We start from the raw sequence: 26,542 nt of genomic DNA on the forward strand, positions 1-26,542 counted from the left end.
CCGCTGCTATTCCTGGTCCTCGAGGCGGTCGTGGCGTTTGTCTATCTCGTCTAAGATATCCAGGTTCTTGCGGATCGAGGAACGGATCGCGTCGCTGCGGTTGACGAACTTGCCGTCGTCGCCGACGTGGTCGTCTAAGTCGTCGAGGAGTTCCTGCGGGATTTCGACGCTGATCTTGGGCATCAGTCTGGGTAGTCGTTCGCACGTCGCCGACTTAATAGGGTTGATCACACGGTTTCGATCGGTCCGTCGCCTCGAGACGGATCTCGAGTCGGCCGCGATCCCATCTAGGCGAACGGTGTCTCACTCCGGACGGGTCAACCGGCGTACGGCGGCGCACGCCGTTTGCGAGGCGTGACTAGTGCGAAATCACATTCTCGAGCTGTTCGCGAGTAGAAATCGGCCGGGGAGGACGTGCGGTTGGGGGAGGCGTGATAGTTCCGTCCTGCCAACGCAGCAGAATACGCCCCGTTACCACACCCGTCACTAGGTACTGATCCAGCTCACTGCCCGAGCGTGACGACGGCATCCGTCGCTGGACGGTCGTCTGGCAACTCGTCTATCAGTTCGAGAACGGGCACCAGTTCGTCGAATCGAGGCCCCTTCGTGACGACGTGGTCGTCTCGGTTCCACTCGACGAAGCGCCCGTCAGCGAGCGCGGGGATGTGAACGAGGTGCATACTGATGAGTTCCTTGTCGCCCTCATTACCCTCTCGAGCGGTGGACAGGTACTCGCGGAGGAACCCCCGGTTCGCTTCGGCGATTTCCTGAGAACTGCCGGGCAACTCCGGGACGTCGTATCGGCCGGATTCCAGTATTTCGACCAGCAACTCGCGTCGCTGACCGTCGGCCAACGCCTCGAACGCCTCGTCGTTGCGCATCATCGAGCGTTCCCCACGTCTCGGTGTCTGCGTCATTCACGGACTCCGTGCGGCGTAATCAGTGCCTGCAGGTCCGTGTCCAGTCCGCCGGATACGATCCGAACCCGACCGGTCCCGGTGTCGTACGCTATCAGTCCGGAGTCCTCCAGTTTCGGGAGATGGATGTGGTGGAGTGCGGTGCGGACGCGCTGTCGCTGTTCGTCGTCCGGCACCCCTCCGTTTCGAAGCGCTTCGGCGACCCGATCCGTGAGCGCGCCGACCGCTATCGTTTTTCCATCGGTCCGGTCCAGCGATCGAAGCACGGCCCGGCGCTGTTCGCTGGCGACTGCCGAGAGAACGTCATCGGACGGAACCGATTTCCACTGTTCGACTGTATTGTCCGTCATCCGTGTTCCCCACTGACGACTCGTCCCTGTTTCCGGCCCATAGTCACGTATTCCCTCGCGAGCCCCGTGTGGATTCGCCTTGATGCACGAGGGAACCGGACTTCAGACCGATGATTCGGAGTGGACGAGCGTGTACGTGACGAGCGACGCGATCGCACGACGGAGCCGTTCCGTCACGGCCTGATCCGAAATCCCGAGCTCGTCCGCGAGTTCCTTGGTCGTACAGCCCCTCGGGATGTCGTAGTACCCCATTTGTACGGCGAGCATGATGGCTTCGCGCTGGAGTTCGGTCAATCCGTACCACGGACCCGCGTCGGGTTTCGTCGGGTTGTACACGCGCCTCACCTCCAGTGAGATCTGTGCGTCCTCACAGAGCGTCCTGAACTCGCTGAGGGCGTCGTGATCGGGAAATCGCAATTCGAACTCCCACGTCTCGGGCGTTCCGACGGCACTCAAGAGCTGTCCCCCGCTCTCGCTGATTCCTTCGAAGAGGTGATCGTGGTTCGCGTCCCAGTCGAGGGTGACGAGCGTCCTGTCGTCGAACACGTCTACCTCCGCCGCGCTGGTGACGGCCGGGTGGCGTTGGACGGACTCGAGAAACGTGTCTCGCGTCGAATTATGGATCCAGAAGAGCGGAACGGTCGCCCCACCGATCGGGACGAGATTCTCGAGTTCGATGGAGGTGATCCCCTCGACGTCGAGAATCCGTCCGAGTTCGAAATCCGCAGATGGAATCCGAAACTCTGCAATCACGCTCATTACTGTTCTTGCTCCCTTGGTAGGTTATATTATGATAAAACGGGCCGGCATGGTCCACCATGCCTGTACGAAATCGGATATGTGATACTCCCTCACTCATACGGCGTCCTCGAGTCCGGGCCGTCATCGTCGGTGCTTGGTACACCACCCGCGCGGGTTATCGGCCTTCGCGGCGAACCATGAGTATGGCTACCGTGATGGAGTTTACGAGTCCGGCGGACGAGTTTCCACTGGGGACGGTCTTCGAAACCCTCCCCGGGGTAACGATCAGGATGGAGCGACTCCTCCCGCAGGAGGATCTGATAATCCCGTATTTCTGGGTCCGCGGCGCGGCCGCCGAGGACATCGAAGCCGCGTTCGAAACCCATGCTGGACTGGCCACCACCAAACTCATCGACAGCGTCGACGAGGAGTATCTCATGCGTGCAGAGTGGGAACCGGAGTACTTCGGCATCTTGAGCGCCCTCGCCGAAACTAACGTCTCCGTGCTCTCCGGAGTCGGGACGAGAGACGGGTGGGACTTCGAAGTCCGCGGTGAGAGCCGTGAGGCGATCAGCGAGTTCCGCACCGAATGCCAAACGCACGACATTCCCATCGAGATTACCGCAGTCCACAAGTTGCTCCCGATACAGGGCGACGACTACGAGCTGACTGATACCCAGCGAGAAGCACTGATGTTGGCCTACGAACACGGCTATTTCGATTCGCCGCGCGAAGCCTCGCTCGAGGATATCGCCGCGGAGATCGGCATTACACAGCAGTCGCTCTCGTCCCGGCTCAGACGCGGTCACCGACGACTCATCGATGCGACGCTCATCAATCAGTAGCCTCGTCCGGCAATCCGGGGGTGGTATTAAAACCTCCTGTATAATCAGTATCCTTGTTAAACCGACGCAGGCCGCTAGAAGGACGTAGATACCTATGACTGCCAGCTTAGCAAGTACCGCGTTAGAATCGCTGGAGTTCGACCAGGAGTCAGGCACGTACCGTGCCCAGTACGATCGGGACGCGACCTCTGCGGGCATGGCCGTCATCGCCGCAGTATCGAACGTTCTTGGCGTCAATCCGGTCGAACTGGACCCGCTCCACGACACGGTCGATACCGATGCCCTCGACGAGCTGGTCCGACGTCGAGACACGCCGCACGGATCGGTCGACGTCTCGTTTACGATCGAAGGGTACGAAATAACCGTATTCAGTAACGAGGTCGTGACACTCTCCTCACCGGGCTCGGACCGAACGGCCGACGAGACCGTCGGAATCACCCGCCGATGACTGCCGACGAGACGCCGCCCTCCTCCGAAGCGGAGTTACGTGCCGAACTGCAAGCGCTCCTCCGTCGTGCGTACGACAGCGAGCTCGAGATCGAAGGCGGCTGGGACTGTCGGAACGGGACCGACTATCCGGACTGGGACGTGATCGTTACCGAAGTACGAAAGAACGAGGAGCGGGAGATTCCGTCGACGAACGAGTGATAGAGAGCACGTGCCGCGTGTGAAACGATTTCTCTGAGCGGTGATTGAGTAGAAGGGCCCAGCGGCTTATTCGGGCGGGTGCAGTGTGACGAAGCGTCCTCTATCGTGGCAACAGGGACTCGTCACGTCCCCAGCCGATTTCTCCTCACGGACAGCGCGTGTACCGCATGAGTTGAGTAGTCTGATCGGGACAGCGATCTCCTCTACGAAGCAGTTGCAAGACCGAGCGACCGGTGAAACATCGGTGCAGGTGCGCGTGCGATGAATACCGTCACTCCGTCGCGGTCGCACCGGTCTCTTCGGCGTCCGGCGGGGCCGTCGAGCCGCCGCCACCGCCGCCGAACAATCTGCCGCCGCCGGTCAGGACGTAGAGGACGGCGAGGCCGATCAGGTACGTGAGCGCGATCGGGATCGAGAACAGCAACATCATCAGCACGCCCTTCGGGCTGAAGAAGGCCGCGAGGACGAAGGTCCCGACGACGACCGGCCGCCACCGCTCGAGCATCGAGCGGTAGCTGACGATCCCGCCGACGTGGAACAGCGCCATCGTGACGATGATGTTCAGCAGGAAGCCGATGCCGACGGTCGTGAAGATCACGAGCCAGAAGAAGCTCTTGATCCGGTAGGAGATGACCATCCCGTTGCTGAGCGCGTCGGAGACCAGATACGAGATGATCGTCGGCGCGACGTAGAAGAACCCGAAGTAGGTCCCGACCGCGAAGCCGACGAGCAGGGAGCCACCCCACACGAGGAACGTGCGTCGGTCACCACGGACCAGTCCGCGTTCTCGGGCGGGAGGCCACGCGTAGTACAGCAACAGCGGTAACACGGCGACGATGCCGGCGAGCGCGCTGATCTTCACTTCGAAGATGAGCACCTCGACGGGGTGGAGGGCGATGACGATGTCCATCTCCTCGATGAGTTCTTGGAGCCCCATCGTGCTCGGATCGACGCCGTCGGCGACGACCTCCTCGAGTACGTCTCGGGGGACCTGATCGAGGAAGAGCCTGAGCACGTCCCTGAGCCCGCCCGAGTAGAGCCAGAAGAAGCTGCCGCCCATGACGACCATGAACAGCCCCACGATGCGGAACACCTTCGAGGTGAGACTGTTGAGGATGAAGGCGATGTCGTAGGCGTAGCCGCCGATATCGTCTTCGGTGGTCTCGTCCTCGGTGAACGGATCGAGCATCCCGGCGGCGGTGCTCGCGAAGAGACCCTCGTCATCATCGTCCGCGGCGGCCGCGCCCGCACCCGAACCCGAGCCAGCTGCCGTGCCCGCGGCGCTTCCCGCCGCGTCAGCACTCGCCGACTCGTCGCTCTCGGTCGCGTCTTGGATCGTATCGAAGCGGTCGAGGATCGCCTCGGCTTTCGCCCGATCGTCGTCGTACATCGCCTTCCGGGAGTACTCGAGGGCGTCGTCCTCGCTCATCCGCTGGAAGACCTGCGCCGGCACGTCGCCGATGTCCTCGGCGCTGAGGGTTTCGAAATCGACATCGGTCGGATCGTCGGCGCGGCGGATGTCGTCCTGTCGGGGGTAGACCGGGCTCTGGAGGACCTTGACCGTGTACGCGAACAGGACGAGCAGGCCGATGCCCAGCGCGACGCCCAGTCCGACGACGATGTCACCGAACAGGCCGTGTTCGGCCGCGTACGTCCCGAGACCGCCGGGTCCGCCGGGGCCGGGACGAATCTGCGAGGGGAACAGCGGGAAGACCGACTCCTCGAGTTCGTCGAACCCGCCCTGATTGATTGCCGCGGCGAGTGCGACGGTGAGTGCGCCCAACGCGCCGACGAACTGGAGGGTTCGGCGCTTGATGTGGGCCGTGCCCGAGCCGGCGGCCTTGGCGGCGCCGCGCCGACGGAGGTTAGTCACGAGCTTCGACAGCCCGAGGCTGAAGACGTAGAGGCCGACCATCGGCATCGCCCACATCACGAGGGTAAACGGGTCCGGCGGCGAGAACATGGCCCCGAACACGGTGACGGCGACGACGGCGTGTCGCCACTTGTCCCGGAAGGTCTCGTAGGGGACGATCTCGGTGTAGGCGAGCACGCTCATGAAAAGCGGGAGCTGGGCGGCGAGTCCGAACGACAGCGTCAGCAACGCCATGAACTCGGTGAACTCCGTGATACCGAAGCTGGGTTTGACGCCGGCGCTGACGGCGTTACTGGCGAGGAAGTCGAACGCGTACGGGAAGAAGATGCTGTAGGCGTAGACGACGCCAGCGACGAACAGGGACAGCGACGCCAGAATGAAGCCGGCGATGAACCGCCGCGAAATCGGCACGGAACTCGTGTAGCCGCGGCGACGAAGCGCCTTTCGGGAGAAAAAGAGCAGGGCGGGGATCGCGACGATGATACCCGCCACCATCCCGATCTTGGCCTGTAAGAGGATTACCTCGAACGGCGTTCGGGTGATGATGTCGGTCGACCCCGCGACCGCCTCCCCCATCTGGCCCTTCGCGGTCGCCTCGAGAAAATCCCAGATGATCACGCGCAGCGCGTAGAAGGAGCCGACGAAGCCCAGCAGGAAGACGATAAACACCTTCTGGAGGTGTTGCTGGGCGCCCGAGAGTAGTGCGCCGAGCGTCTCCCGGCCTGTATTGATGGCCTTGGCAGTGTCCTCGTCGACGGCAGAACTCATTGGGTAAACGGTAACTGACATCCAGTTATCAACCTTTCGAGTGGGTGTGCGGTTCGAGGACCGATCGAGCGGCCTTCTCACTCTCGAGGGGTGTTCGTAAGAAAAAGGCCTATAACCGGTGCCCTATCACTATCCCGTAGATGTCGGACGAGCCGGCGGACGACCGCGACGTGGAGGGCACCCGAGAGTCGGGGGACGACCTTGACGAGCGACGGCCAGCCGCCGATGCGTCCGATGCCGATGCCGATCCCGTATCCGACGACGGATCGGCCGACCGCGACGAGCCGGACGAACCCAGTCTCGAGACCGACGGCGAAGGCGTCGTCGGCGACCGGCACAACCCCGAGCCGACGTATCCCGACTCCGACGACGATATCGGCGGGATCTCGACGCCGCCGGACGACGAGGAGATGCCGCTTGCCGACCACATCGAGGAAATGGTCCTCCGGCTCGCGGTCGTCCTCCTGTTCGGAGCCGGCGGGACGGCGATCGGACTTCTGTGGGCCTCCCAAGCCATCGAATTCGTCTGGTTCAACGTCTTTCCCTACGAGGTCAGCGAGGTCCCGCCGCCGCACGTGTACAACCCGCTCGAGCTGTGGCTGACGCGGATCAAGATCTCGTCGCTGCTGGGGATCATGTTCGCCCTGCCGGTGTTAGTCTACGAGTGTTACCTGTTCATGCGGCCCGGGCTGTATCCCAACGAGCGCAAGTACTACCTCGCGGCCGTCCCGACGAGCGTCGTGCTCGCTGCGGGCGGGATGCTGTTCTCGTACGTCCTCGTCCTCCCGATCCTCTTCGAGTACTTCACCTACTACGCCGAGGAGAGCGCCATGATCGCGTACGCGCTCGGCGAGACGTTCAACCTGATCATCACGCTGACCGGCTTCCTCGCGATCGTCTTCCAGATTCCGCTGTTCATCATGCTGGCGATCATGATGGGCGTGACGACCCGCCGCTGGCTGGCCCAGAAGCGGCTCTACTTCTGGGCGGCTTTCGCAGGGCTGTCGTTCATGTTCACCATCGATCCGACGATGATGGCACCCATCCTCGTCGCCATCACGATGATCCTGCTGTTCGAGGGGACGCTGTTCGTCCTCAAGTGGGTCGGGCGCGAGTAAGTCGACTCGAGTTCGGTTCCGTTTTTCTACGCGGTATTCTCGACATCAATTCCGCAGACGAGTCGAGAACCCGTGGACATTCGTTCGGTCATCAGCCGCCATACCCGTCATATAATGGCCTTATATTGTATGCATCCGTTCGCATATTGCGGACTCCGGTCTGTTCTCCCGATAAAATTCACAGTTCGTAAACGATCACCGTTTAGTAGGTGCATATGTTCTCCTAATCTGTGAACATTTGAATGATGTTGAGCCAATCTCGCTTTGATGGGTGTGATTGTAAATCACATTGTCCCATTCGCGCCGACGCGGCGGGGTGGGACCCGTGACCGAACTCGTCCCGACCACGTGTATGCGGTGTGCGGTCGGCTGCGGTCACGTCCAGCAGGCCCCGGAACGGGGGTACGGCCTCGAGACCGTCCGCGGCGATGCCGCGCATCCGGTCAATCAGGGACTGGCGTGCCAGCGCGGCGTCAGCGAGACCGCCGATCCGGGCGGCGAGTGGCTGACCCGTCCCCTCGAGCGGAAAGACGGCGAACTCGTCCCGACGACGTGGGAGTCCGCCCTCCAGCGCGCGGCGGGCGGACTCGGGAGCGCGCTCGAGTCGGGCGGCGACAGCGTCGCCGTCTTGGGGAGCGGCCAGCAGACCAACGAGGCCGCCTACGCGCTCGGGAAACTCGCCCGCGGCGGGTTCGGAACGCGGTACTACGACGCCAACACGACGCTGTGTATGGCCTCGGCGGTCACCGCCTACTACGACGCCTTCGGCAGCGACGCGCCGCCGCCGACCTACGACGACATCCCCGAGGCCGAGAGCCACGTCGTCTGGGGCGCGAACCCGGCGGCCGCTCACCCGGTCATGTTCCGGTGGATCCGCCAGTCCGCCGACGAGGACGACTCCGAGCTGATCGTCGTCGATCCCGTCCACAGCGAGACCGCCGAGGTCGCCGACCACCACGTCCCGCTCGAGCCGGGCGGTGACCTCGCGCTCGCTCGAGCCGTCCTCGCTCGCGTCGTCGAGACGGACCGCGTCGACGAGGCGTTCGTCGCCGAGGCGACGGTCGGCTTCGAGGAGCTCCGCGCGGAACTGCCCGACGCGGCCGAGGCCGCCGAGATGGCGGGCGTCTCGATGGACGATGTCGACCGCCTCGCCGACGCGCTCGAGGATCGCACCCTCTGTTACTGGGGGATGGGGATCAACCAGAGCGTCAACGGGACCGCGGCCGCGGGCGCGCTGATCGATCTGTGTCTCGCGACCGGCAACCTCCGGCCGGGCTCGGGGCCGTTCTCGCTGACCGGACAGGCCAACTCGATGGGGACCCGCGTCTGCTCCTCGAAGGGGTCGTGGCCCGGCCACCGCCCCTTCACCGATCCGGACCACCGCCGAGAGGTCGCCGAGACGTGGGACGTACCGGTCTCGCGGTTCCCCGACGATCCGGGGCCGGGACCGGTCGGCATCGTCGACGCGATCGGCGACGACGTCGACGCGGTCTACGCGGTCGCGACCAACCCCGTCGCGGGCATGCCCGACGCGACCCGCGTCCGCGAGAAACTCGAGGACTCGTTCCTCGTCGTGCAGGACGCCTTCCGCAGCGAGACGGTCGAGTACGCCGACGTCGTCCTGCCCGCGGCGACGTGGGGCGAGTCCGAGGGGACGACGACCAACATGGAACGAACGATCTCCCGGGTTCGAGCCGCGACGGACACGCCCGGCGGCGTCCGAACCGATCTCACGCTGATTGGCCAGCTCGCCGATCGCCTCGTCCCCGACCTGTTCGACGACCGGCCGGAGCCCGAATCGGTCTTCGACGAGTTCGCCGCGCTCACGGCCGGTACGCCGGCCGACTGCTCGGGGATCAGCTACGACCGTCTCGAGGCCGAGCGCGCGGTCCGCTGGCCGGCACCGGAGCCGGACGTGTCGGCGGGCTACCGGTACTACGAGTCCGACGAGAGCGACGCCGCCGACGATTCGTGGTCGTTCCCGACCCAGTCGGGTCGCGCCCGGTTCTCGACGGGCGAGGCTCGCCCGCTTCCCGAGCCGACGGACGAGTCTTACCCGTTCACGCTGACGACCGCGCGCCGCCCGGACGCCTACAACACCGGCGTTCGGACCCGCGAAGACGAGCCGCCGACGGCCCGGGTCAGCCCGGCGACGGCCGCCGCCTTCGCGGAGGAACTCGAGGCCCCGGCGGACGACCTCGAGGACGGCGACGACGAGCAGTTCGCTCGCGTCGTCTCCCGCCGGGCGTCGGTCACGGTCAGCGTCGAGACCGACGAAGCGATCCCCGACGGCGTCGTCTGGCTGCCGATCCACCACCCCGACGTGAACGACCTCACGTTACCCGATGTCGACCCGCGCTCGAACGAACCCAACTTCAAGCAGTGTGCGGTTCGCCTCGAGTCGCTTCGGGAACGGGACGTCAGGTCGGTCGCCGAAGCGAGCGCCTGACAGTTCATGACGGCGAGATCGGATTCCGAGCCTGTCGACGACGCGCTCGAGATTCGCGGGAACGCCCGACGGGGCGTCGCGTCCGCGACCCTCGGGTTCTTCGTCGGCTTCGCCGGCGTCGTCCTCTACGGCCCCGTCGCGACCGAACTCGAGGGAGCGATGGGACTGTCCGGACTCGCGCTCGGACTGCTGGTCGCCGCGCCGCAACTCACCGGCTCGCTGCTCCGGATTCCCTTCGGTGCGTGGGTCGAAGACGTCGGCGCGGCGAAGCCGTTTCTCGTCTTGCTCGGCTGTGCGGTCGTGGGAATGGCCGGGTTATCGACGATTCTCGTCACGCTCGGAACCGACGGGTTGACCATGGCCCACTACCCGCTCGTGTTCCTGTTCGGCTCGCTGTCGGGCTGTGGAATCGCGACGTTTTCGGTCGGTGCCGCCCAGACGTCGTACTGGTCCCCGGAGGAGCGACAGGGAACGATGCTCGCGGTGTACGCGGGGCTGGGCAACAGTTCGCCGGGGATCTTCACGCTCGTCGTCCCCGTCGCGCTCGCCGCGCTCGGCCTGACCGGCGCGTATCTGGCGTGGTTCGGTTTCCTCGTCTGCGGGACGCTCGCCTACGCGGTCGTCGCCGTCGACGCGCCGTTCTTCCAGTTCCGGAAACAGGGCCTCGCGGCCGACGCCGCGAAGCGGCGCGCCGAAACGCGGGGACAGGAGCTGTTCCCCAGCGGCGACGCGATGGCCTCGATCCGCGAGGCGGCGAGCATCTGGCGGACGTGGGTCCTCGTCGCGCTGTTTTTTACCTCCTTCGGCGGCTTTCTCGCGCTGACGACGTGGTTTCCGTCCTACTGGGCGGCCGTCCACGATCTGTCCGTGCAACGCGCGGGAGCCCTCACGGCGCTCGCGTTCACCCTGCTCGCGGCGCTCGTCCGCGTGCCGGGCGGCGTCGTCAGCGACCGATTCGGCGGCGAGCCCACTGCAATCGCGAGCTTCGTCGTCGTCGGCGTCGCCGCGGCCGTGCTGATCGCGGCGCGAACCGTCCCGGTCGCGATCGGCGGGACGGTCCTGCTCGGGATCGGGATCGGCGTCGCCAACGCGGCGGTGTTCGGACTCGTCCCCGAGTACGTGCCGGAGGCCGTCGGCGGCGCGTCCGGGCTGGTCGGCGGCCTCGGAGCGTTCGGCGGCTTCGTCATCCCACCGGTGCTCGGCCTCTTCGTCGACCTGCAGGGGCCCGCCGGCTACGCCAACGGCTACGTCGTGTTCCTCGTCCTCGCGGTCGTCTCGATCGGCCTCTCCGTTGGACTCTACCGCACTCGAGTGGAGCCGACCCCGGACACGGCGGTCCCGTCCGACGATTGAAGCCGTTCGTTTTTCGCCCCGTCTCCTGCCCGTTCGTCGAGTTCTCGAGCGGTCGTGATCCCGCGCGACGCGTCACACCGGCCGAGCCGCGTCGCTCGCGGACCGGTGTGCGCGCTGAAAGCGAGATCGCCGTCCGATCCCACCCCTAATCGGGGGGTTGGCCGCCCGGCCCGGTGTGTAATCGCCCATTCTCCGCCCCGGTCAGCCGTGATATACGTCCTAATACAGTGCATATGTCATTGGAGATACCACGTCCGGTCCCGAAACCACGTCGAAAAACTGGTTTTGTAAACGATTACTGTTATATGTTTTAGGACCATGTCGTCAAAACGTGAATTACGACATGTTTGGCGAGGAACTCTGCGGATTCGAGGCCGATCGTTCGGTCAGTGAGGTGAGCGCCGATGGCGCATAAGAAAGAGGAACTCAAGGAGGGCTGTTACGGCGACGAGGTCCGCGAACACATCCTCGAGTTCGCGGACAACGGCGGCTACGAGGCGATTCCGGAGGACGAACACGAGAAGTGGTTCACCCGGTTCAAGTTCTGGGGGCTGTTCCACCAGCGCTCCGGGCAGGAATCGTACTTCATGATGCGGCTGACCAACGCCAGCGGCATCTTAGAGCCCGACCAACTGCGGACGATCGGCGAGGTCGCCCGCGAGTACGCGAAAGGGCCCGTCGAAAACCCCGAGTTCGGCAACGGGTGGATCGACCTGACCACCCGTCAATCGGTCCAGCTTCACTGGCTCAAACTCGAGGACGTTCCGGCGATCTGGGAGAAACTCGAGGCCGCCGGCGTCCACTCCCGCTCGGCGGGCGGGGACACGATGCGCAACATCTCGGGCTGTCCGCTCCACGGGAAGGCCGAGGAGTTCGTCGAGGCCGGCCCGCTGCTCGAGCGCTTCGAGGAGGACCTGCGCAAGGACGACGCGCTCGCGAACATGCCCCGGAAGTTCAACATCAGCGCGTCGGGCTGTACGGTCGGCTGCGCACAGGACTCGCTCAACGACATCGGGTTCGAGCCGGCGACCAAGGAGATCGACGGCGAGGAAGTCCGCGGGTTCAACGTCTGTATCGGCGGCGGGCTCGGCGGCCGCCAGCCCCGCGCCGCGACGCCGCTCGACGTCTTCGTTCGCCCCGAGAACGCCTACGAGGTCGGCCGCGGCTTCGTCGAACTCTACCACGACTACGGCAACCGCCAGAACCGTTCGAAGAACCGCGCCCGGTTCTTCGCCGAGGACTGGGGCATGGAAAAAATCCGCGAGACGCTCCAGGACGAATACGTCGACTTCGAGATGCACACCGAGGGTGAGGACTTCCGCGAGGAGTACACCTACAACGCCGGCCGCCCCGTCGAAGCGGGCCAGCACGACCACGTCGGCGTCGGCGATCAGAAGGACGGCCAGAACTACGTCGGCCTGAGCGTTCCCGTCGGCCGCCTGCCGGCCGAGGACGCCATCGAACTCGCCGATCTTGCCGACGAGTACGGCTCCGGCGAGGTCCGCTTGACCCGCCGCCAGAACCCCGTCATCGTCGACGTCGCCGACGAGGACCTCGAGGGGCTGCTCGCGGAACCGATCCTCGAGGAGTACCCCGCCGAACCGAGTCCGTTCGAACGCGGCGCGATGGCCTGTACCGGCACGGAATTCTGCTCGATCGCGCTGACCGAGACGAAGGGTCGGATGGCTCGCATGCTGCGCTGGTTCAACAAGAACGTCGAACTGCCCGACGACGTGGGCAAGATCAAGATGCACTACTCCGGCTGTACGGCCGACTGCGGGCAGGCGATGACCGCCGATATCGGCCTGCAGGGGATGCGCGCCCGCAAGAACGGCGAGATGGTCGAGGCCTTCGACATCGGCGTCGGCGGCGGCGTCGGCGAGGACCCCTCTTTCATCGACTGGGTCCAACAGCGCGTGCCCGCCGACGAAGCGCCGGGCGCGATCCGGAACCTGCTCGAGGCCTACGCGGCCCACCGCGAGGACGGCCAGACGTTCCGTCAGTGGGTCGAGGCGACGGCCGAGGAACAGCTCGTGGAGTTCTGCGAGCCCGAGGAGACGGACTTCGAGGCGCCGTACATGGCCGACGCCAAGCAGTCGTGGTACCCCTTCGCCGAGAGCGAGTCCGCGGCGGCCGCCACCGGCGAGGAGTCCGCGGCACCGTCCGACGACTGACGCGGTTTCGGTCCGCCCCGAGGCGAGACGACTCGATTTCTCGAGCGCGTATTTATCAGCTTCCGGACCGTACGGTCTCGTATGCCCGAAGACGTACTCTTCGAGTCCGAGAGCGACCGGGACCGAGCGGAAATCGCGTCACTGCTCCGCCGCGTCGCGGACAACTTAGACGCCGGCGAGGCGATCACGCTTACAGCCGGTTCCGAGTCCGTGACTCTCGAGCCGCCCGCCCGGCCGACATTCGAGGTCAAAGCCGAACGCGAGGGGCCGGCCGACGGCCCCGGCGAATTGAGCGTCGAGTTCGAACTCGAGTGGGACGAGGTCGAGGAGGGCGAGGACGAGAGTAGCGACGGAGCGTTAGAAATCGAGTGAGGGACTCTCCGGCCGTCGTTGCGAGGTATCCGATCGACGAGAAATCGGCTCCAGCCGCCGTTAGCGGTGCTCGCGCGTCCGCTCGTAGGCGTAGTCCAGCGCGTCCTCGAGCGAGCCCGGGCCGTCGTAGCTGGCGGAGAACAGGTCCATGAATTCGCGGGCGGTCCGCTCGCACCGTTCGAACGTCAGGACGGTTCTGACCCGTATCGTTTCCGAGAGGTCGAGCCCCGGGTAGCTCGTCGCCGTCAGCGCGTAGCCGGGGTGGTCCTCGCCGTCGAGCGAGGCGGGCGCGACCTTCAGCCGCAGATCGCCTGATTCGTGGAGGTACGTCCGATACTGCATTTCCCGGTCCGTGTCGGCCGGGGTATAGGTCCGACACTCTTCCGTGTTCCACTCGAGCGGCACGTCGGCTTCCATCGATCACTGATACCAACCCGAGTGCTACGTTCGTATCGCAACGAGCAATATTATCGACCGATAGTCCAGATACTTCACCATTGGTGGGTTCTCCGCGTAAATAGTGGTTATATTCTGAATATTTGTCTTCTAACAGCCATGTAATTCGGATGACCGTCGAATCTACGCTTGTCGCGGCGGTCGACTCCCGTCCGCGTTCGACCCCGGCTACCGCGTTCGTCCGTCGCTCAATCGTCGCTCGAGGACTCCGTCGCGAAGACGTCCTCGACGACCGGCTCCTCGGATTCGGTCTCGGGGCTGACACTGCCCGTGCGGTAGCCGTGGAGATCCAGCGTGACGTGATCGAATCCCAGGTTCGAGAGTTCGGCTCGGACCGTCTCGACGAACTCGAGTTCCAGCGCCCGCTCGAGTTCGTCGGGCGCGACCTCGATGCGGGCGAGGCCGTCGTGGTCGCGCACCCGGAACTGCTCGAATCCCCACTGTCGCAACAGCGCTTCGGCCCGCTCGATCCGCGTGAGTCGGTCTTCGGTGACCTCGAGCCCGGTCGGGATCCGCGAGGAGAGACAGGCCATCGAGGGTTTCTCGGCGACCGAGAGGTCATAGTGGTCGGCGATCGCCCGCACTTCGTCCTTCGTGATGTCGTGGGCCAGCAGCGGCGAGTGAACGTCGAGTTCCTCGACCGCCTGCAGCCCGGGTCGGTGCCCCGCGCCCGGGTCGTCGGCGTTCGTCCCGTCGCAAACGGTTCCGACGCCGAGTTCGCGGGCGGTCTCGAGCATCTCGCCGAGTCGCATCGTCCGGCAGTGATAGCAGCGATCGTCGTCGTTCTCGACGAAGTCGTCGCTCTCGAGTTCGGAGAAGGAGACGACCTCGTGGCGGATACCGATCTCGTCGGCGACTCGTCGGGCGTCCTCGAGTTCGGCCTCGGGCAGGGTCTCGCTCTTCGCGGTACAGGCGACCGCGTCCTCGCCGAGCGCGTCGTGGGCGATCGCGGCCACGGCGCTCGAGTCGACCCCGCCGGAGAAGGCGACGACGACCCCGTCGCGAGCCGCGAGGTCCTCGCGGGCGGCCTCGAGTTTCGCCTCGACCGTTGTCATGGCTCGAGGTTCGAACCGGACGGGCAAAAGGACGTTGCGTCGGTCGTGCGGTGTTTCGACGGGTCGAGCACGACTCCTCGACGGCTCGACGACTCGGCGGACGACCGCTCACGCGGCGCGGGCGCTCAGCTATCGAGGTCAACGACTCGCCCCTCCGCGGCGCTCTCCGACAGCGCGTCGAGGACTCGCATGTTCGCGATCGCTTCGTCGCCGTCCGTCCGCGGCGTGCGGCCGGCGGCGACGCAGTCGGCGAAGTGCTCGATCTCGAGGCGGAACTGGTCGGCCGGCGCGAACGTCTCGACGCCGTGACGGCCGTCGATCCGGTACTCGAGCGACAGTTCCCCTTCGGGGATGTCGAACGCGTCCTGGACTTCGACCCAGCCGTTGGTCGCCTCGATGCGGTAGCGCTGGACGCCTTCCGTGTCGAAGCCCGACGAGACCCGGCCGGTCACGCCGTCCGCGTACTCGAGGACGCCGGTCAGTTCCGTGTCGACGCCGGCGTCGCGGGTGTCGGCCGCGGTCGCATACGCCCGCTCGGGTTCGCCGAGGGCTTGCCGAACCACCGAGACGGCGTAACAGCCGACGTCCATCAGGCTCCCGCCGGCCAGTTCGGGCGAGAGGCGGATGTCCTCGGTCCGGTCGAGCCGGTACTTGAACGTCGCCGTCACCGAGCGCACGTCCTCGAGTTCGTCGCGGGCCAGCGCGAACGCGCGCTCGGTCCGCGGGTGGTACTGGTACATGAACGCCTCCATCAGGGTCACGCCTTGCTCTTGGCAGTAGTCGACGACCTCGCGCGCCTCCGCGGCGTCGACCGCCAGCGGCTTCTCACAGAGGACGTCGAGTCCCGCGTCGGCCCCGCGTTTCGTCCACTCCGCGTGGAGCGAGTTCGGTAGCGGGACGTAGAGCGCGTCGACATCGGCGTTCGCGATGAGGTCGCCGTAGTCGCCGTAGGTCTCCTCGATCCCGTACTCCGCCGCGACGGCGCGCGCGTCGGCCTCGTCGCGGGACGCGATGGCCGTCACGTCGTGGTCGCTGGCCGCGATTCCCGGGAGGAACGCTTTCTGTGCGATACCGGCCGTACTGAGAACGCCGAAATCCATGTCGGTGTGTTTCGCGAACTCGTATAAATATTCAAGCAGTCGTCCGCGAGGCGGGACCAGTAAACAGCGCGCCGGACGGTTAAGGAGCCGTCCGTGGTAGGAGCGTCATCCGGATCACTATGGCTGTATCAGACCAACTCCAACGGCTGCGCTCGATCGCCGACACCGAGGGGCAGCCGAGCGAGGCCGACGACCACCAGCGCGAAGAACACGTCGCCGACGCCGTGGCTCGCGGGGTGCAGGCCGGCTTCGTCGCGACGCTCATCATGACCGCCTTTCGCCTGCCGATCCTCAGATCACTGCCGCCGTCGGCGAACTTCTGGTCGCAGTACGTCGCCGACGGCGACCCCGACGACCACCCCGTCGCCGGCCTCGCTCTGCACCTCGTCTACGGGATCAGTTCGGGCGTGGTCTTCGGCGCGTTGTTCTCCCTGTACGACGCCGGACGGGAGATCGAACCCGAACAGCGCGGGCTCGTCTGGGGTTCGATCTACGGGATGGTCCTGTCGGCCTTCGGTGCGCAGTTCATGCTGAAAGAACTGCTCGACATCCGCCTCGAGGCGGACGAACTCGCGCTCTTTCACGCCGGACATCTCGTCTACGGACTCTCGCTCGGCGCGTGGATCGGCTCCCGGACCGAGGGCGTCGAGGATCCCGAACGGGAGTACGAGTACGACGACGGCAACTAACCCTCCTCGCTCAGTTCCGCGACGTCCGCTTCGAGCCGGCTCGCGTACTCGAGTCGCAGTTCGCGGGCGTCGGCTTTCGTCACGTACTGTCGGCCGTCGATCCGCATCGCGATGGGGTGGTAGTCGCCGACGGTAAAGCCCATCCGCTCGAGGTAGCCCGCGACGGCCGCCGACTCGAGGCCGTCGTGGATCGCCGATCCGACGAGGTCACGGACGGTTTCGAACGCGGGGAGGGCGATTTCCTCGCCGGTGACGTGGCCGGGGCGAGGGGTCGGCTCGTCCTCGATACTAGTGAGCGCACCGCCCTTCCCTCGCCGTCCCCCATCGCGGTCGCCGTCGCCCGCACCGGCACCGTCGATCCGAACGTTGGTGTGGTGGAGCCGTTCCATGACCGTCTCGAGTTCGTCGGCCAGCCGGAGTAGCTGGCTCGGCAGGGCGGCGTCGGGCGAGCGCCACTCGACGGTCGGCATCGAATCGCGCAGCCGCACGGGCGTCCAGACCACGTCGTCGGGCGAGAAGTGTGCCTCGACCGCGTCCGCGTCGACGCCCGCCTCGAGGGCCGCGTCTCTGAACTCCTCGTAGCGGTGCTCGAGCCGGCGGTGCCACTCGCCGACGTTCTCGACGTAGCGCCAGAGCTGGCCGTGTTTCGGGTACGACTCGTAGCTCTGTTTGCGGTAACAGTGGGCGCGGGCTCCGTTGGCGATCCGCTCGCCGCCGTAGTACGGCGAGGAGTTGACCAGCGCGAGCGCCGGATCGAGCGCGATGAGCGCGTTGAGCTGGTCGGTCACGTTCCGCTTCTCGACGTGGATGTGCGTGCCGGCGCAGTACTTCGCGTGATCGAAGTCGTCGCCGATCACCGCCTTCTGGATGCGGCCCCGCTCGCCGGGGCGACGGTCGATGCCGTCGCCGTTGATCGGCGTGCCGAGCGGAACGAGGCGTTTGTCCACCTCCGCCGCCCTCGAGAGGACGGCCTCGAGTTCCTCGACGAGCGCCGTTCGGAGCTCCGACACCGACTCGCAGGGCGGCGTCTTCAGCTCGAACAGCGGCTCGACGAACTCCCGTTCGGTTCGGTCCGATACGTCCGCGAGCGGCCCCGGTTCGGTGAGGGTGCCGTCGCTATCGACGACCCAGTACTCGACTTCGATGCTCGTTTTCATTGTCGGGCGATTTCCGTCGGGCGGCCAATCGGGCGATGCAGGGCAGTCGATTTCGCTTCCACAGAAGACGCGATTCGGGTCGGTCGGCGGCTCGAGTTCCGTATTTCGGTGTCTCGATGATCGACGCGTTTTCCCGAAGCGGCCGTGCCTGCAGCCGCCTGCCGTATTTCTCCCGTTGCGGTCCCAACGGAGCCGATCAATTCAGCCGGAACGTGTCGGTCCCGAAACATATTTGCCGGGACGAACCGTATCGGGAGGAAATGAGTCCCGTGAAACGTCTCTACGACCGCAGCGATACGTGGTTGCGGGGACTCTCTCAACGGTCGTACGCGGCCTTCTTGGGGGCGTCGGCCGGTACCGGCGTTCTCGTGGTCGGTCTCATGACGGGGGAACTCCTCCTCGTCCGGGCGCTTACGATGGCTTTCGTCATGTTCGGTTTGGAGTGTGTCTTCGGGCTCCACCAGCCGACCGACGAGTGACCGCTGCCCTCCCGCGGGTCGTAGGGCGATTTCCGCACGTCGACCGCGCTCTTCGCTACTGCTCCGTGCGCCCCGTTTCCAGCGAGTCGACGATCGATATCTCCGTCTCGAGGGCCTCGAGTCGCCGGCGGGTCGCCCGTTCTTCCTCGAGGGTCTCCTCGAGCGGTTCGACGATATCGTCCGCGTAGGCGAGCCGCCCCGCCAGCCTGAGCAGTCCCTCGTAGGACCGGACCTCGAGGCGCTCCGCCGCGAGACCGATCTCGAGATCGACGTACGTCGGCGGCGACTCGCCGTCGGCTCCATCGAAGCGAGTCCGGCGCGATTCGGCGAGGCCGTCGGCCGTCTGCGACCGACTCGCTCGCGGCCGCCGGCCGAGCGCCTCGAAGACGCGCTCGAGTCGCTCGACGTGTCGCTCGGTCTCGTCGCGGTGGGTCTCGAACTGCGCCGCGAGGTCGTCGTTCGCGGCGTCGGTCGCCATCTCGGCGAGCAGTTCGACGTGGGCGCGTTCGACGTAGTATGCGCGCTGTAGCTGATATCCGAACACGTCCTCGAGGGTTTCGATATTCATGGTCTGATCGGGGCGGTCATCGTCGATCGAGGGACCCGCGACTGGCGTCGTCGACCGGGCTCGCCGCGAGTAGCGTCTCGAGGGCGTCGCCGTCCGACAGCGACTCGAGATCGGCCCGCATCGCCCGTTCGTCGTCGTAGTTCGGTCGGAGCGCGTCGACGACGGCGTCGGCGTCCTCACCTTCGATGGCGCTCGCGAGCGCCATCGCGGTCTCGTAGGCCGTACACTCGAGGGCCTCGAGTTTCAGCGCGGTCTCGAGGTAGTACAACGGCCGGAGCTCGTCGTTCAGGACGACGTTGTTGAACGCCTCCTTGTCGGCGATCAGGCCGTCGAACTCCGGGGCGCGTCGCGTGTCGGGCTCCTCGCCGAGCGCGTCGAAGGCCCGCTCGATCCGCTCGCAGTGTCGCTGGGTCTCGTAGCAGTGCTCGTCGACCGCTTCCCACAGCCGCTCTCGACACTCCGTCGCGCGGGTGTCGGCTACCGCGTCGATCGAGACGTCGCCCGCCAGCGTCTCGAGTTCGTCACAGAGCTCCCGTTCGATGTAGTACAGTCGTTCCAACTCGGTCGCGAGCGCGTCGCGCGGTGTGGTCGATGTCGTGCTCATGGCTCGTGTCTCGGTCGCGAATCGGCCGTTCAGAACGACTGCTGATTTCGCATGTGCTCGTCGGTGTTGTGAGGGCTGTCGCCGCGGTCGCTGTACCGCGGCCGCCCCACGGCGTCCCGCCCGACGCCGTTCATGATCGCCAACTCGAGTTCGTCCCGCGTCCCGTAGGTCTCGTGGCCCGACGTCTCGAGGATCGTCTCGAGGGAATCCGACCGCCGCGGGTACGTGATTTCGACATCGTCGAACTCCGCGAGCACCTCGTCGGTGGTCATCGGGAACGTCGCGTCCCCGAACAGTTCGTTGATAGCGCCGACGTCCAGCGACCGGATCTCGTCCGTGGTCTCGTCGATGTGGTTCATCGGGTGGACCTATCCCGATGGGCGGGAAAGTACCACAGCCTGCAGGCGACGACAGGACGATTAAATCGTCTTTCTGGCACCTCTACGGCCGTATCTCAGCACTTCAGTAATTCACGGTCACTGCTCGATCGAGGCCGTGGAACGGGTTGCCGGCAGGCCAAGCCATAGGCCGATCCGTGCGAACGGTCGCACATGAACTATCGACGACTCGGTTCGATTGGCAACGACATCTCCGAGGTCGGCCTCGGGACGTGGAACATCGGCGGCGACTGGGGCGATGTCGACGACGAAACCGGTCGCGACGTCGTCCGCGCCGCGATCGACGCGGACATCGACTTCATCGATACCGCAGATGTCTACGGCGACGGCCGCAGCGAACGCCACATCGGGCACGTCCTCGACGAGCGCGGGGCTCACGACGACGTGTTCGTCGCGACGAAGGCCGGCCGTCGGCTCGAGCCACACGAGGCCGATCGCTACGACTACGACCGCCTCTCCTCGTTCGTCGACCGGAGCCGCGAGAACCTCGGCGAGGAGACGCTGGATCTCCTCCAGTTGCACTGTCCGCCGACCGAGGCGTACTACCAGCCGTCGACGTTCGACGCGCTCGAGCGACTGAAAGCCGAGGGGAAGATCGCCCACGCGGGCGTCAGCGTCGAGAAGGTCGAAGAAGGGCTCAAGGCCATCGAGTACGATGTCGTCGAGACCGTCCAGATCATCTTCAACCCGTTCCGCCAGCGCCCGAACGAGCTGTTCTTCGAGCAGGCGAAACGGAACGATATCGGCGTGATCGTCCGGGTACCGTACGCCTCGGGGCTGTTGACCGGCGCGCTCGAGCGCGACCAGGAGTTCGCCGAGGACGACCACCGGAACTTCAACCGCGAGGGCGAGGCCTTCGACGTCGGCGAGACCTTCGCCGGCGTCCCCTACGAAACAGGCCACGACGCCGTCGAGGCGCTCGAGCCCCACGTTCCCGAGGACCTGTCGCTGGCCGAACTCACCCTCCGGTGGATCCTCGACCACGAGGCGGTCTCGACCGTGATTCCGGGCACGACCTCGCCGGACCACGTCCGGAGCAACGCCGCCGCCTCGGAGCTGTCGCCGCTATCGAATCGGGTCCACGGCGCGGTCCGAGACGTCTACGAGGAGTACGTGTTCGAACACGTCCACCACCGCTGGTAGCGCCGGTAGCAGCCACTGAGACGGCCGCTGCGTTGCTCGGCTGAGACGCTTCGCGGCGAGCCTTCGAGTTCGACTCGAGGCCGTGAGTACGCAAGGACCACGCCGATTTTCCGGCGCGGCGTCCCGTCGCGCATGACCGACTACGAGCTACACGAACCCGACGTTTCGGACACGACGACCGGTGAGTGGGACGAACCGCGACTCGAGGACTTCGATATCTCCGAGCGGAGCTCGGATGGTCAGCGAGACTCGTCAGAGTCTCGCCAGACCGACGATCTGAGCGAGGTGTCGGACCACTTCATCCTCTCGGCGTCGGGCTTTCCGCCGGAGAACTTCACGGATCTGAAACTCCCGGTCGTCGATCCCGACGGGGAACCTCAACAAGAACGCCCTGCAGACGGCGAAAAGCGGCGGTCACGGCGTCGGTGCGGTCGATGACCTCGACGACGAGAAGGCGGAAAATATCGAGGACATGGTCGACGACCTCGCGAACGAACACTTCGAGGACGCCGACTTCGGCGACTGAGCAGCGTCGGTCGCGATCGGCGGTGGATTACCGCGCCGCGTCGGAAACTCGTCGTGCCGTCGGATCGATGAATCTCCCCAGTCGCGCGAGGACGACGAGGCCGAGCAGCACGCATCCGCGGCCCCAGTTGCCGCGGTCGAACTCCCGCTTCGCCGCCGCCACGACCGCGCGGATCGGCGGTGATCGCGTCGGGTTTCTCCCGAGGAGAGCCGTGACTGGCATACCCGTTCTAGGCGCGACGACGAAATAGCGCCGGTCCCGGCGGTTGCAAGTGCTATTCTATCCGCAGAGTCGGGATCCCGGCCCGGTTACTCCGGATCGAACCCGCCGACGAGGTGCTCGAGCGCGAACAGGACGATCGCCCCGAGTGCGGCCCACGCGGCCGTCATCGCCATCGTTTCCGTCGTCCACGCGTGCGTCTCGCCGATGTTGTGCAGCGGAGCCGGGACCGAACCGGCGATCAGACTCACCAGGAAGACGAGGGTCACGCCGCGGTGGCGGGCCAGCGCGGCGCGCACGACGCGGGCGATAGTGACGAGGCCGATGACGCCGCCGGCGACGAACAGCGCCACGGTCGTCCCCGGGTCGGTGACCGCCGCGAGCGAACCGCCGCCGAGCAGGTCCGCACCGGCGCGGACGAACGCGCTCAATTCGCTCGAGAGGAAGACGTACTGCCCGAGCAGGATCAGGATCAACGACCCCGAAATACCCGGCAGGATCATCGCGCTGATCGCGATCGCGCCGGCGACGAAGATCACGACCGGCCCGCCGCCGGGCAGTTGGACGATGTCGGCGGCGACTAGCAGTGCGAGCGTCGCGCCCGCCGCTGCAGCGCTGAGGTGTGCCGGTGAGGAGAACTCGAGGCTCCGGCCGAGCGCGATCGCCGAGGCGGCGATCAGCCCGGTGAAGAAGCCGAATATCGCCACCGGATGGGACTCCGCGAGCGACGAGACGATATCGGCGATGAGGACGACCGCGGTGACCATTCCGACCCCCAGCGGCACCAGAAACTGGAGGTCCATCTCGAGCAGCGCTTCCCGGGCCCGCGACCGGTTCTCGGGATGATACCCCCGGAGGACGGCGATCCCCCGACGAGGCGTGAGTGCGGTGACGGCGGCGATCAGCCGCCCGTAGAAACCAAGCAGGAGCGCGACGGTCCCGCCGGAGACGCCGGGCAGCGCGTCCGCTGCACCCATACAGAGCCCGTAGCCGTAGGCCCGGAGCAGTTCGATGCGGTCGCCGACGACGTCGGTTCGCTCATGCGCCATGTATCAGTTCCCGCGGGTTTCGGCTCGACTGTCGGCTCGCTCGCGTCCGAACTCGTCGTCTCGAGCCCGAGCGATCGGGCCGCCGTGTCGGCTGCATGCTCGATGGGGCGACGTGCGGCCGTATAAAAGTGCGACAACCGCGTCAGCGCGTGCCATCTCCGCACGTGACCGTCGTTACCGGCCTATTTCTGCCAGTCTCGTCGAAAAACGCGGGGTACTGGACGAGCGCCGATCGACACAGCAACCGTACAGGCGGTGAAGTCCCGATATTACCGGGTTCGGAATCGTTTTCCACGCTGATAGAAAACGTGTACGTGGTTTCTATGGACACAGTGCCAACGCGATCGCTCCCGAGCGGTGACGAGATCCCGGTCGTCGGTGCCGGCACGTGGGACGTCGGCGGCGACGCCGTGAAAGAGACGGTCCGAACCGCGCTGGACCGCGGCTATACTCACGTCGACACGGCGGAGGGATACAAGAACGAGGCCGAGATCGGTGAGGTCCTCTCCGAGCACGACCGCGAGGACCTCTTTCTCACCTCGAAGGTGCTCCCATCGAACCTGCATTACGACAACGTCCTCGAGTCGCTGGAGGCGTCGCTCGATAAACTCGGCGTCTCCGCGCTGGACCTGTATCTCATCCACTGGCCGAACCCCGCGATCTCGCTACGGGAGACGTTCGACGCGCTCGAGCGCGCTCACGAGGAGGGGCTGATTCGAAACGTCGGCGTCAGCAACTTCAGCAAGTACCAGCTCATGTTCGCCCGGAAGGTGGCCGACGTGCCGATCGCGGTCAATCAGATCGAGCTCCACCCGTGGTACTACCGCGAGGAACTGCTCGAGTACTGCCGCGAACACGACATCGTCGTCGAGGCGGCCGCGCCGCTGGCCAGAACCGAACTCTTCGACGATCCGGTGTTGAACGACGTCGCCGAGGCCTACGAGAAGACGCCGGCACAGGTCGCCCTGAAGTGGGCGCTCCAGAAGGACGTCGTCGTGTTGCCGAAGTCGACCTCGGAATCGCATCTCCGGCAGAACATCGATCTCTTCGGGTGGGAACTCGACGCCGACGATGTCGCCCGCATCGACGACATCGATCGGATGGACAACGTCTACATGATCGACCTCGACGACGACACCTACGGCATTCGGTCCTGACGGTGGGGATCGTCGCCACTAATCCCTCTATTTCGACAGCGATTCGCCGCTTACGCACCGGTTTCGATTCCGCGCGAGCGGCTCGAGGCGCGTGCTCCGTGATACCACGAACGGGCGCTCCGGGCGGGAACTTTTTCTCGCTCCGGTTTGATACGCCGGTCGAGAACATGGACCTCGAGTCGATTCCGGGCGTCGGCGAAAAGACGGCCCGAGCGCTGTCCGCACTCGACGATCCCGAGCGCGCGCTGCGGGCGGGCGACGTGGAGGCGATCGCGACCGCGCCGGGAATCTCGCAGGGCCGGGCGGCCCGCATCGCGCGCGGCGCGATCCGGCTCGAGCACGACGATCCCGGCGGCTTCCTCGCGACCGACCGCGCCCGCGAGGTCTACCGCGAACTCCTCGGCCGGCTCGAGGAGCGCACCGTGACCGACTACGCGGCCCAGCGACTCGAGACGATCTATCCGAGCCCCCGGCGCTCGCGCATCGAGGAGGTGCAGTCGTTCGCGGCCGACGCGCTCGAGCGCGAGCCGGAGCCGGCCGTGCTCGCGGCGCTCGAGGGGGTCGAACCCCTCCGGGAGCCGGGCGACGTGCGGGTCCGCGAGCGCTGTCTGGCGACGACCGACGCCGAGCGCTACTCCGAGGCCCGGGAGGCGATCCCGGAGCTCTCCGTCGAGATCGTCGAGGACGCACAGGGGCTGGCCGAACTCGCGCGGGGCTACGCCACCGTGATCGCTCTCGACGAGTCCTTCGCCGGCGTCACCCTCGATGGCGACGTGCAGGTCCGGCCCGACGCCCTCGAGACGCCGGCGGAGGTCGTCCCGGAGCGCCCGCTCGCCTTCTTCGCGCGCAATCGGGACCGGCTGCAGGCGGCCATCGAGGTCCACCGGGAGGCCGGCCTCGACGCGCCCTGTGATCTCGCCGCGCTCGAGGACGGCCTCTCGCGGCTTGACGAGGACGGTACAGTTGCGGGCGACGACGAACTCGACCGGCTGACGACGGCGGTCGACGACCTCGACGCGGCGGCCGGAGCGGCCGAGAGCGTCGCCAACGACCACCTGCGGGAGGCCATCCGCGAACAGGACGTGACGATCGAGGGCTCGGACCTGCTCTCGCTGGTCGAACGCGGCGCGGGCGTCGACTCCCTGCTCTCCCGCGAACTCGCGGACGAGTACGCCGCGGCCGTCGAGGCCGCCCGGGATCACCTCGTCGACGCGCTCGACCTCGATCAGGGCGAGGCCGAGATCGCCCGTCGCGCGTTCAGCGACGAGCCGACGTTTCCGGTCGAGCGCGACGAAGATGTCATCGGCCGCCTGCGCGACGAGCTGACGGCGGCCAAGGAGCGCCGCGCGGGCCGGCTCAAACGCGAACTCGCGGCCGACCTCGCCGACCAGCGCGAGGGAGCCCGCCAGCTCGTCCGCGACGCTCTCGAGTTAGATGTCGAACTCGCGATCGCCCGATTCGCCCGGGAGTACGACTGTACGATGCCCGAATTCGTAGGGTCGGGCGAGCATGGGGACGCCGGCGATGCCGTCGGCTTCGCGATAGAGGGCGGCCGCTCGCCGCTGCTCGACGAGCCACTCGAGGCGATCGACCCCGTCGACTACGAGGTCTCCGGCGTCGCCCTGCTGTCAGGGGTCAACAGCGGCGGGAAGACCTCCACGCTGGACCTGGTCGCGAGCGTGGTGATTCTGGCGCACATGGGACTGCCGGTGCCCGCCGAGCGCGTTCGCCTGCGGCGGTTCGACGATTTGCACTATCACGCGAAGACGCAGGGGACCCTCGACGCGGGGGCCTTCGAGTCCACCGTGCGGGAGTTCGCGGACCTCGCCGAGGGCGGCGAGGGCTCGCTCGTGCTGGTCGACGAACTCGAGAGCATCACCGAACCCGGCGCGTCGGCGAAGATCATCGCCGGGATCTTGGAGGCGCTGGCTGAGAACGGCGCGACGGCGGTGTTTGTCTCCCATCTGGCCGACGAGATCCGCGAGATGGCCGCATTCGACGTGACCGTCGACGGGATCGAAGCCGTCGGGCTGGTCGACGGGGAACTCGAGGTGAACCGTTCGCCGGTCAAGGACCACCTCGCGCGGTCGACGCCGGAACTGATCGTCGAGAAACTGGCCGACGAGGCTCGAGACGACCGGTTGGCGGCAAACGGCGGCGCGCCGGACGGCGGCGAACCCGAACCCGTTTTCTACGATCGGCTGCTCGAGAAGTTCGACTAGTTCGATCCCCCCGTTTCCCGTCGACGGGTCCCAGTCCACTCCGCTCGATTCCCGCCAGCAGCCCGGTCGGAACCGGCGAGAGTCGCCATACTGCACTGGGGCATGCAAGTAC

General features: G+C 66.0%; 28 protein-coding genes. 14 read left to right on the forward strand and 14 right to left on the reverse strand.

The annotated features are described in order from the left end of the window. Positions 1–6: 6 nt before the first annotated feature. The 4 genes from ACT4ML_RS11815 to ACT4ML_RS11830 all read right to left on the reverse strand — a co-directional run bounded on the left by ACT4ML_RS11815 (position 7) and on the right by ACT4ML_RS11830 (position 2,026). On the reverse strand, positions 7–183 hold the full coding sequence (locus ACT4ML_RS11815) for a hypothetical protein (RefSeq protein ID WP_007109894.1): 177 nt from the start codon (positions 181–183) through the stop codon (positions 7–9). A 320-nt stretch (positions 184–503) separates the two neighbouring features. Next, positions 504–884 (reverse strand): hypothetical protein, encoded by a 381-nt coding sequence (locus ACT4ML_RS11820; protein ID WP_444721048.1) that lies wholly within the window; start codon positions 882–884, stop codon positions 504–506. A gap of 29 nt (positions 885–913) precedes the next feature. Beyond that, positions 914–1,267 carry a DUF7344 domain-containing protein gene (locus ACT4ML_RS11825; RefSeq protein ID WP_444721049.1) on the reverse strand — a complete coding sequence of 118 codons (354 nt, stop codon included), beginning with the start codon at positions 1,265–1,267 and terminating at the stop codon, positions 914–916. A 102-nt stretch (positions 1,268–1,369) separates the two neighbouring features. Next, entirely contained in the window at positions 1,370–2,026 is a 657-nt protein-coding gene (locus ACT4ML_RS11830; protein ID WP_444721050.1) for a helix-turn-helix domain-containing protein, read from the reverse strand. A gap of 185 nt (positions 2,027–2,211) precedes the next feature. Between ACT4ML_RS11830 and ACT4ML_RS11835 the strand changes: the two genes are divergently transcribed. The 3 genes from ACT4ML_RS11835 to ACT4ML_RS11845 all read left to right on the forward strand — a co-directional run bounded on the left by ACT4ML_RS11835 (position 2,212) and on the right by ACT4ML_RS11845 (position 3,501). After that, entirely contained in the window at positions 2,212–2,853 is a 642-nt protein-coding gene (locus ACT4ML_RS11835) for a helix-turn-helix domain-containing protein (protein ID WP_444721151.1), read from the forward strand. 94 nt (positions 2,854–2,947) lie between these two features. After that, positions 2,948–3,301: a HalOD1 output domain-containing protein gene (locus ACT4ML_RS11840; RefSeq protein WP_444721051.1), complete on the forward strand. Its 354-nt coding sequence runs from the start codon at positions 2,948–2,950 to the stop codon at positions 3,299–3,301. After that, positions 3,298–3,501 carry a hypothetical protein gene (locus ACT4ML_RS11845; RefSeq protein ID WP_444721052.1) on the forward strand — a complete coding sequence of 68 codons (204 nt, stop codon included), beginning with the start codon at positions 3,298–3,300 and terminating at the stop codon, positions 3,499–3,501. The genes ACT4ML_RS11840 and ACT4ML_RS11845 overlap by 4 nt, the downstream gene beginning before the upstream one ends. Before the next feature lie 271 nt (positions 3,502–3,772). Here the strand turns inward: ACT4ML_RS11845 and ACT4ML_RS11850 are convergent, their stop codons facing one another. Then, complete coding sequence (locus ACT4ML_RS11850; RefSeq protein ID WP_444721053.1) at positions 3,773–6,142, reverse strand: twin-arginine translocase subunit TatC; 2,370 nt, start codon at positions 6,140–6,142, stop codon at positions 3,773–3,775. Between the two features lie 140 nt (positions 6,143–6,282). Here ACT4ML_RS11850 and tatC point away from each other — a divergent pair, with 140 nt between their 5' ends. The 5 genes from tatC to ACT4ML_RS11875 all read left to right on the forward strand — a co-directional run bounded on the left by tatC (position 6,283) and on the right by ACT4ML_RS11875 (position 13,608). After that, positions 6,283–7,260, forward strand: coding sequence for a twin-arginine translocase subunit TatC (gene tatC, locus ACT4ML_RS11855; protein WP_444721054.1), 978 nt, complete (start codon positions 6,283–6,285; stop codon positions 7,258–7,260). Between the two features lie 352 nt (positions 7,261–7,612). Continuing rightward, positions 7,613–9,709 (forward strand): assimilatory nitrate reductase NasA, encoded by a 2,097-nt coding sequence (nasA, locus tag ACT4ML_RS11860; protein WP_444721152.1) that lies wholly within the window; start codon positions 7,613–7,615, stop codon positions 9,707–9,709. A 6-nt stretch (positions 9,710–9,715) separates the two neighbouring features. Beyond that, complete coding sequence (locus tag ACT4ML_RS11865) at positions 9,716–11,062, forward strand: MFS transporter (RefSeq protein ID WP_444721055.1); 1,347 nt, start codon at positions 9,716–9,718, stop codon at positions 11,060–11,062. A 404-nt stretch (positions 11,063–11,466) separates the two neighbouring features. Next, a complete protein-coding gene (locus ACT4ML_RS11870; protein WP_444721056.1) occupies positions 11,467–13,236 on the forward strand; it encodes a nitrite/sulfite reductase in 1,770 nt (589 codons plus the stop codon). 81 nt (positions 13,237–13,317) lie between these two features. After that, the gene (locus tag ACT4ML_RS11875; RefSeq protein ID WP_138243471.1) at positions 13,318–13,608 is read left to right on the forward strand and encodes an amphi-Trp domain-containing protein; all 291 of its coding nucleotides are present in this window, start codon (positions 13,318–13,320) and stop codon (positions 13,606–13,608) included. Between the two features lie 60 nt (positions 13,609–13,668). On the opposite strand, the gene ACT4ML_RS11880 is transcribed toward ACT4ML_RS11875, so the two are convergent. From ACT4ML_RS11880 to ACT4ML_RS11890, 3 genes are all read right to left on the reverse strand, one after another. Then, positions 13,669–14,025, reverse strand: a complete 357-nt coding sequence (locus tag ACT4ML_RS11880; RefSeq protein ID WP_138243472.1) for a hypothetical protein — start codon at positions 14,023–14,025, stop codon at positions 13,669–13,671. 227 nt (positions 14,026–14,252) lie between these two features. Beyond that, the gene (gene larE / locus ACT4ML_RS11885) at positions 14,253–15,119 is read right to left on the reverse strand and encodes an ATP-dependent sacrificial sulfur transferase LarE (RefSeq protein ID WP_444721057.1); all 867 of its coding nucleotides are present in this window, start codon (positions 15,117–15,119) and stop codon (positions 14,253–14,255) included. Positions 15,120–15,244: 125 nt separating this feature from the next. After that, positions 15,245–16,219 (reverse strand): Gfo/Idh/MocA family protein, encoded by a 975-nt coding sequence (locus ACT4ML_RS11890; RefSeq protein ID WP_444721058.1) that lies wholly within the window; start codon positions 16,217–16,219, stop codon positions 15,245–15,247. Between the two features lie 119 nt (positions 16,220–16,338). On the opposite strand from ACT4ML_RS11890, the gene ACT4ML_RS11895 reads away from it, so the two are divergent. Next, complete coding sequence (locus tag ACT4ML_RS11895; RefSeq protein ID WP_138243475.1) at positions 16,339–16,908, forward strand: DUF6789 family protein; 570 nt, start codon at positions 16,339–16,341, stop codon at positions 16,906–16,908. Here ACT4ML_RS11895 and ACT4ML_RS11900 read toward each other — a convergent pair. After that, positions 16,905–18,065, reverse strand: coding sequence for a glutamate-cysteine ligase family protein (locus ACT4ML_RS11900; protein WP_444721059.1), 1,161 nt, complete (start codon positions 18,063–18,065; stop codon positions 16,905–16,907). The genes ACT4ML_RS11895 and ACT4ML_RS11900 overlap by 4 nt on opposite strands. Before the next feature lie 260 nt (positions 18,066–18,325). On the opposite strand from ACT4ML_RS11900, the gene ACT4ML_RS11905 reads away from it, so the two are divergent. Continuing rightward, positions 18,326–18,544, forward strand: coding sequence for a hypothetical protein (locus ACT4ML_RS11905; RefSeq protein ID WP_444721060.1), 219 nt, complete (start codon positions 18,326–18,328; stop codon positions 18,542–18,544). Positions 18,545–18,599: 55 nt separating this feature from the next. On the opposite strand, the gene ACT4ML_RS11910 is transcribed toward ACT4ML_RS11905, so the two are convergent. From ACT4ML_RS11910 to ACT4ML_RS11920, 3 genes are read right to left on the reverse strand one after another with little or no spacing between them, the layout of a single operon-like run. Continuing rightward, on the reverse strand, positions 18,600–19,112 hold the full coding sequence (locus ACT4ML_RS11910; RefSeq protein ID WP_138243478.1) for a YciE/YciF ferroxidase family protein: 513 nt from the start codon (positions 19,110–19,112) through the stop codon (positions 18,600–18,602). 16 nt (positions 19,113–19,128) lie between these two features. Next, entirely contained in the window at positions 19,129–19,716 is a 588-nt protein-coding gene (locus ACT4ML_RS11915; protein ID WP_444721061.1) for a YciE/YciF ferroxidase family protein, read from the reverse strand. Between the two features lie 29 nt (positions 19,717–19,745). After that, the gene (locus tag ACT4ML_RS11920; protein ID WP_444721062.1) at positions 19,746–20,075 is read right to left on the reverse strand and encodes a DUF5789 family protein; all 330 of its coding nucleotides are present in this window, start codon (positions 20,073–20,075) and stop codon (positions 19,746–19,748) included. 192 nt (positions 20,076–20,267) lie between these two features. On the opposite strand from ACT4ML_RS11920, the gene ACT4ML_RS11925 reads away from it, so the two are divergent. Together ACT4ML_RS11925 and ACT4ML_RS11930 are read left to right on the forward strand one after the other, a co-directional pair. Next, positions 20,268–21,257 (forward strand): aldo/keto reductase, encoded by a 990-nt coding sequence (locus ACT4ML_RS11925; RefSeq protein WP_444721063.1) that lies wholly within the window; start codon positions 20,268–20,270, stop codon positions 21,255–21,257. Between the two features lie 132 nt (positions 21,258–21,389). Then, complete coding sequence (locus ACT4ML_RS11930; RefSeq protein WP_444721064.1) at positions 21,390–21,695, forward strand: hypothetical protein; 306 nt, start codon at positions 21,390–21,392, stop codon at positions 21,693–21,695. A 115-nt stretch (positions 21,696–21,810) separates the two neighbouring features. Here the strand turns inward: ACT4ML_RS11930 and ACT4ML_RS11935 are convergent, their stop codons facing one another. Further along, positions 21,811–22,005 (reverse strand): hypothetical protein, encoded by a 195-nt coding sequence (locus ACT4ML_RS11935; protein WP_444721065.1) that lies wholly within the window; start codon positions 22,003–22,005, stop codon positions 21,811–21,813. Positions 22,006–22,091: 86 nt separating this feature from the next. Then, on the reverse strand, positions 22,092–23,051 hold the full coding sequence (locus ACT4ML_RS11940) for a DUF368 domain-containing protein (RefSeq protein WP_444721066.1): 960 nt from the start codon (positions 23,049–23,051) through the stop codon (positions 22,092–22,094). Positions 23,052–23,374: 323 nt separating this feature from the next. Between ACT4ML_RS11940 and ACT4ML_RS11945 the strand changes: the two genes are divergently transcribed. Continuing rightward, positions 23,375–24,208, forward strand: a complete 834-nt coding sequence (locus tag ACT4ML_RS11945; RefSeq protein ID WP_444721067.1) for an aldo/keto reductase — start codon at positions 23,375–23,377, stop codon at positions 24,206–24,208. Between the two features lie 167 nt (positions 24,209–24,375). After that, positions 24,376–26,430 (forward strand): MutS-related protein, encoded by a 2,055-nt coding sequence (locus tag ACT4ML_RS11950; protein ID WP_444721153.1) that lies wholly within the window; start codon positions 24,376–24,378, stop codon positions 26,428–26,430. Positions 26,431–26,542: the final 112 nt, after the last annotated feature.

This window comes from Natrinema sp. LN54, assembly GCF_052439245.1.
Classification (GTDB): domain Archaea; phylum Halobacteriota; class Halobacteria; order Halobacteriales; family Natrialbaceae; genus Natrinema; species Natrinema versiforme_A.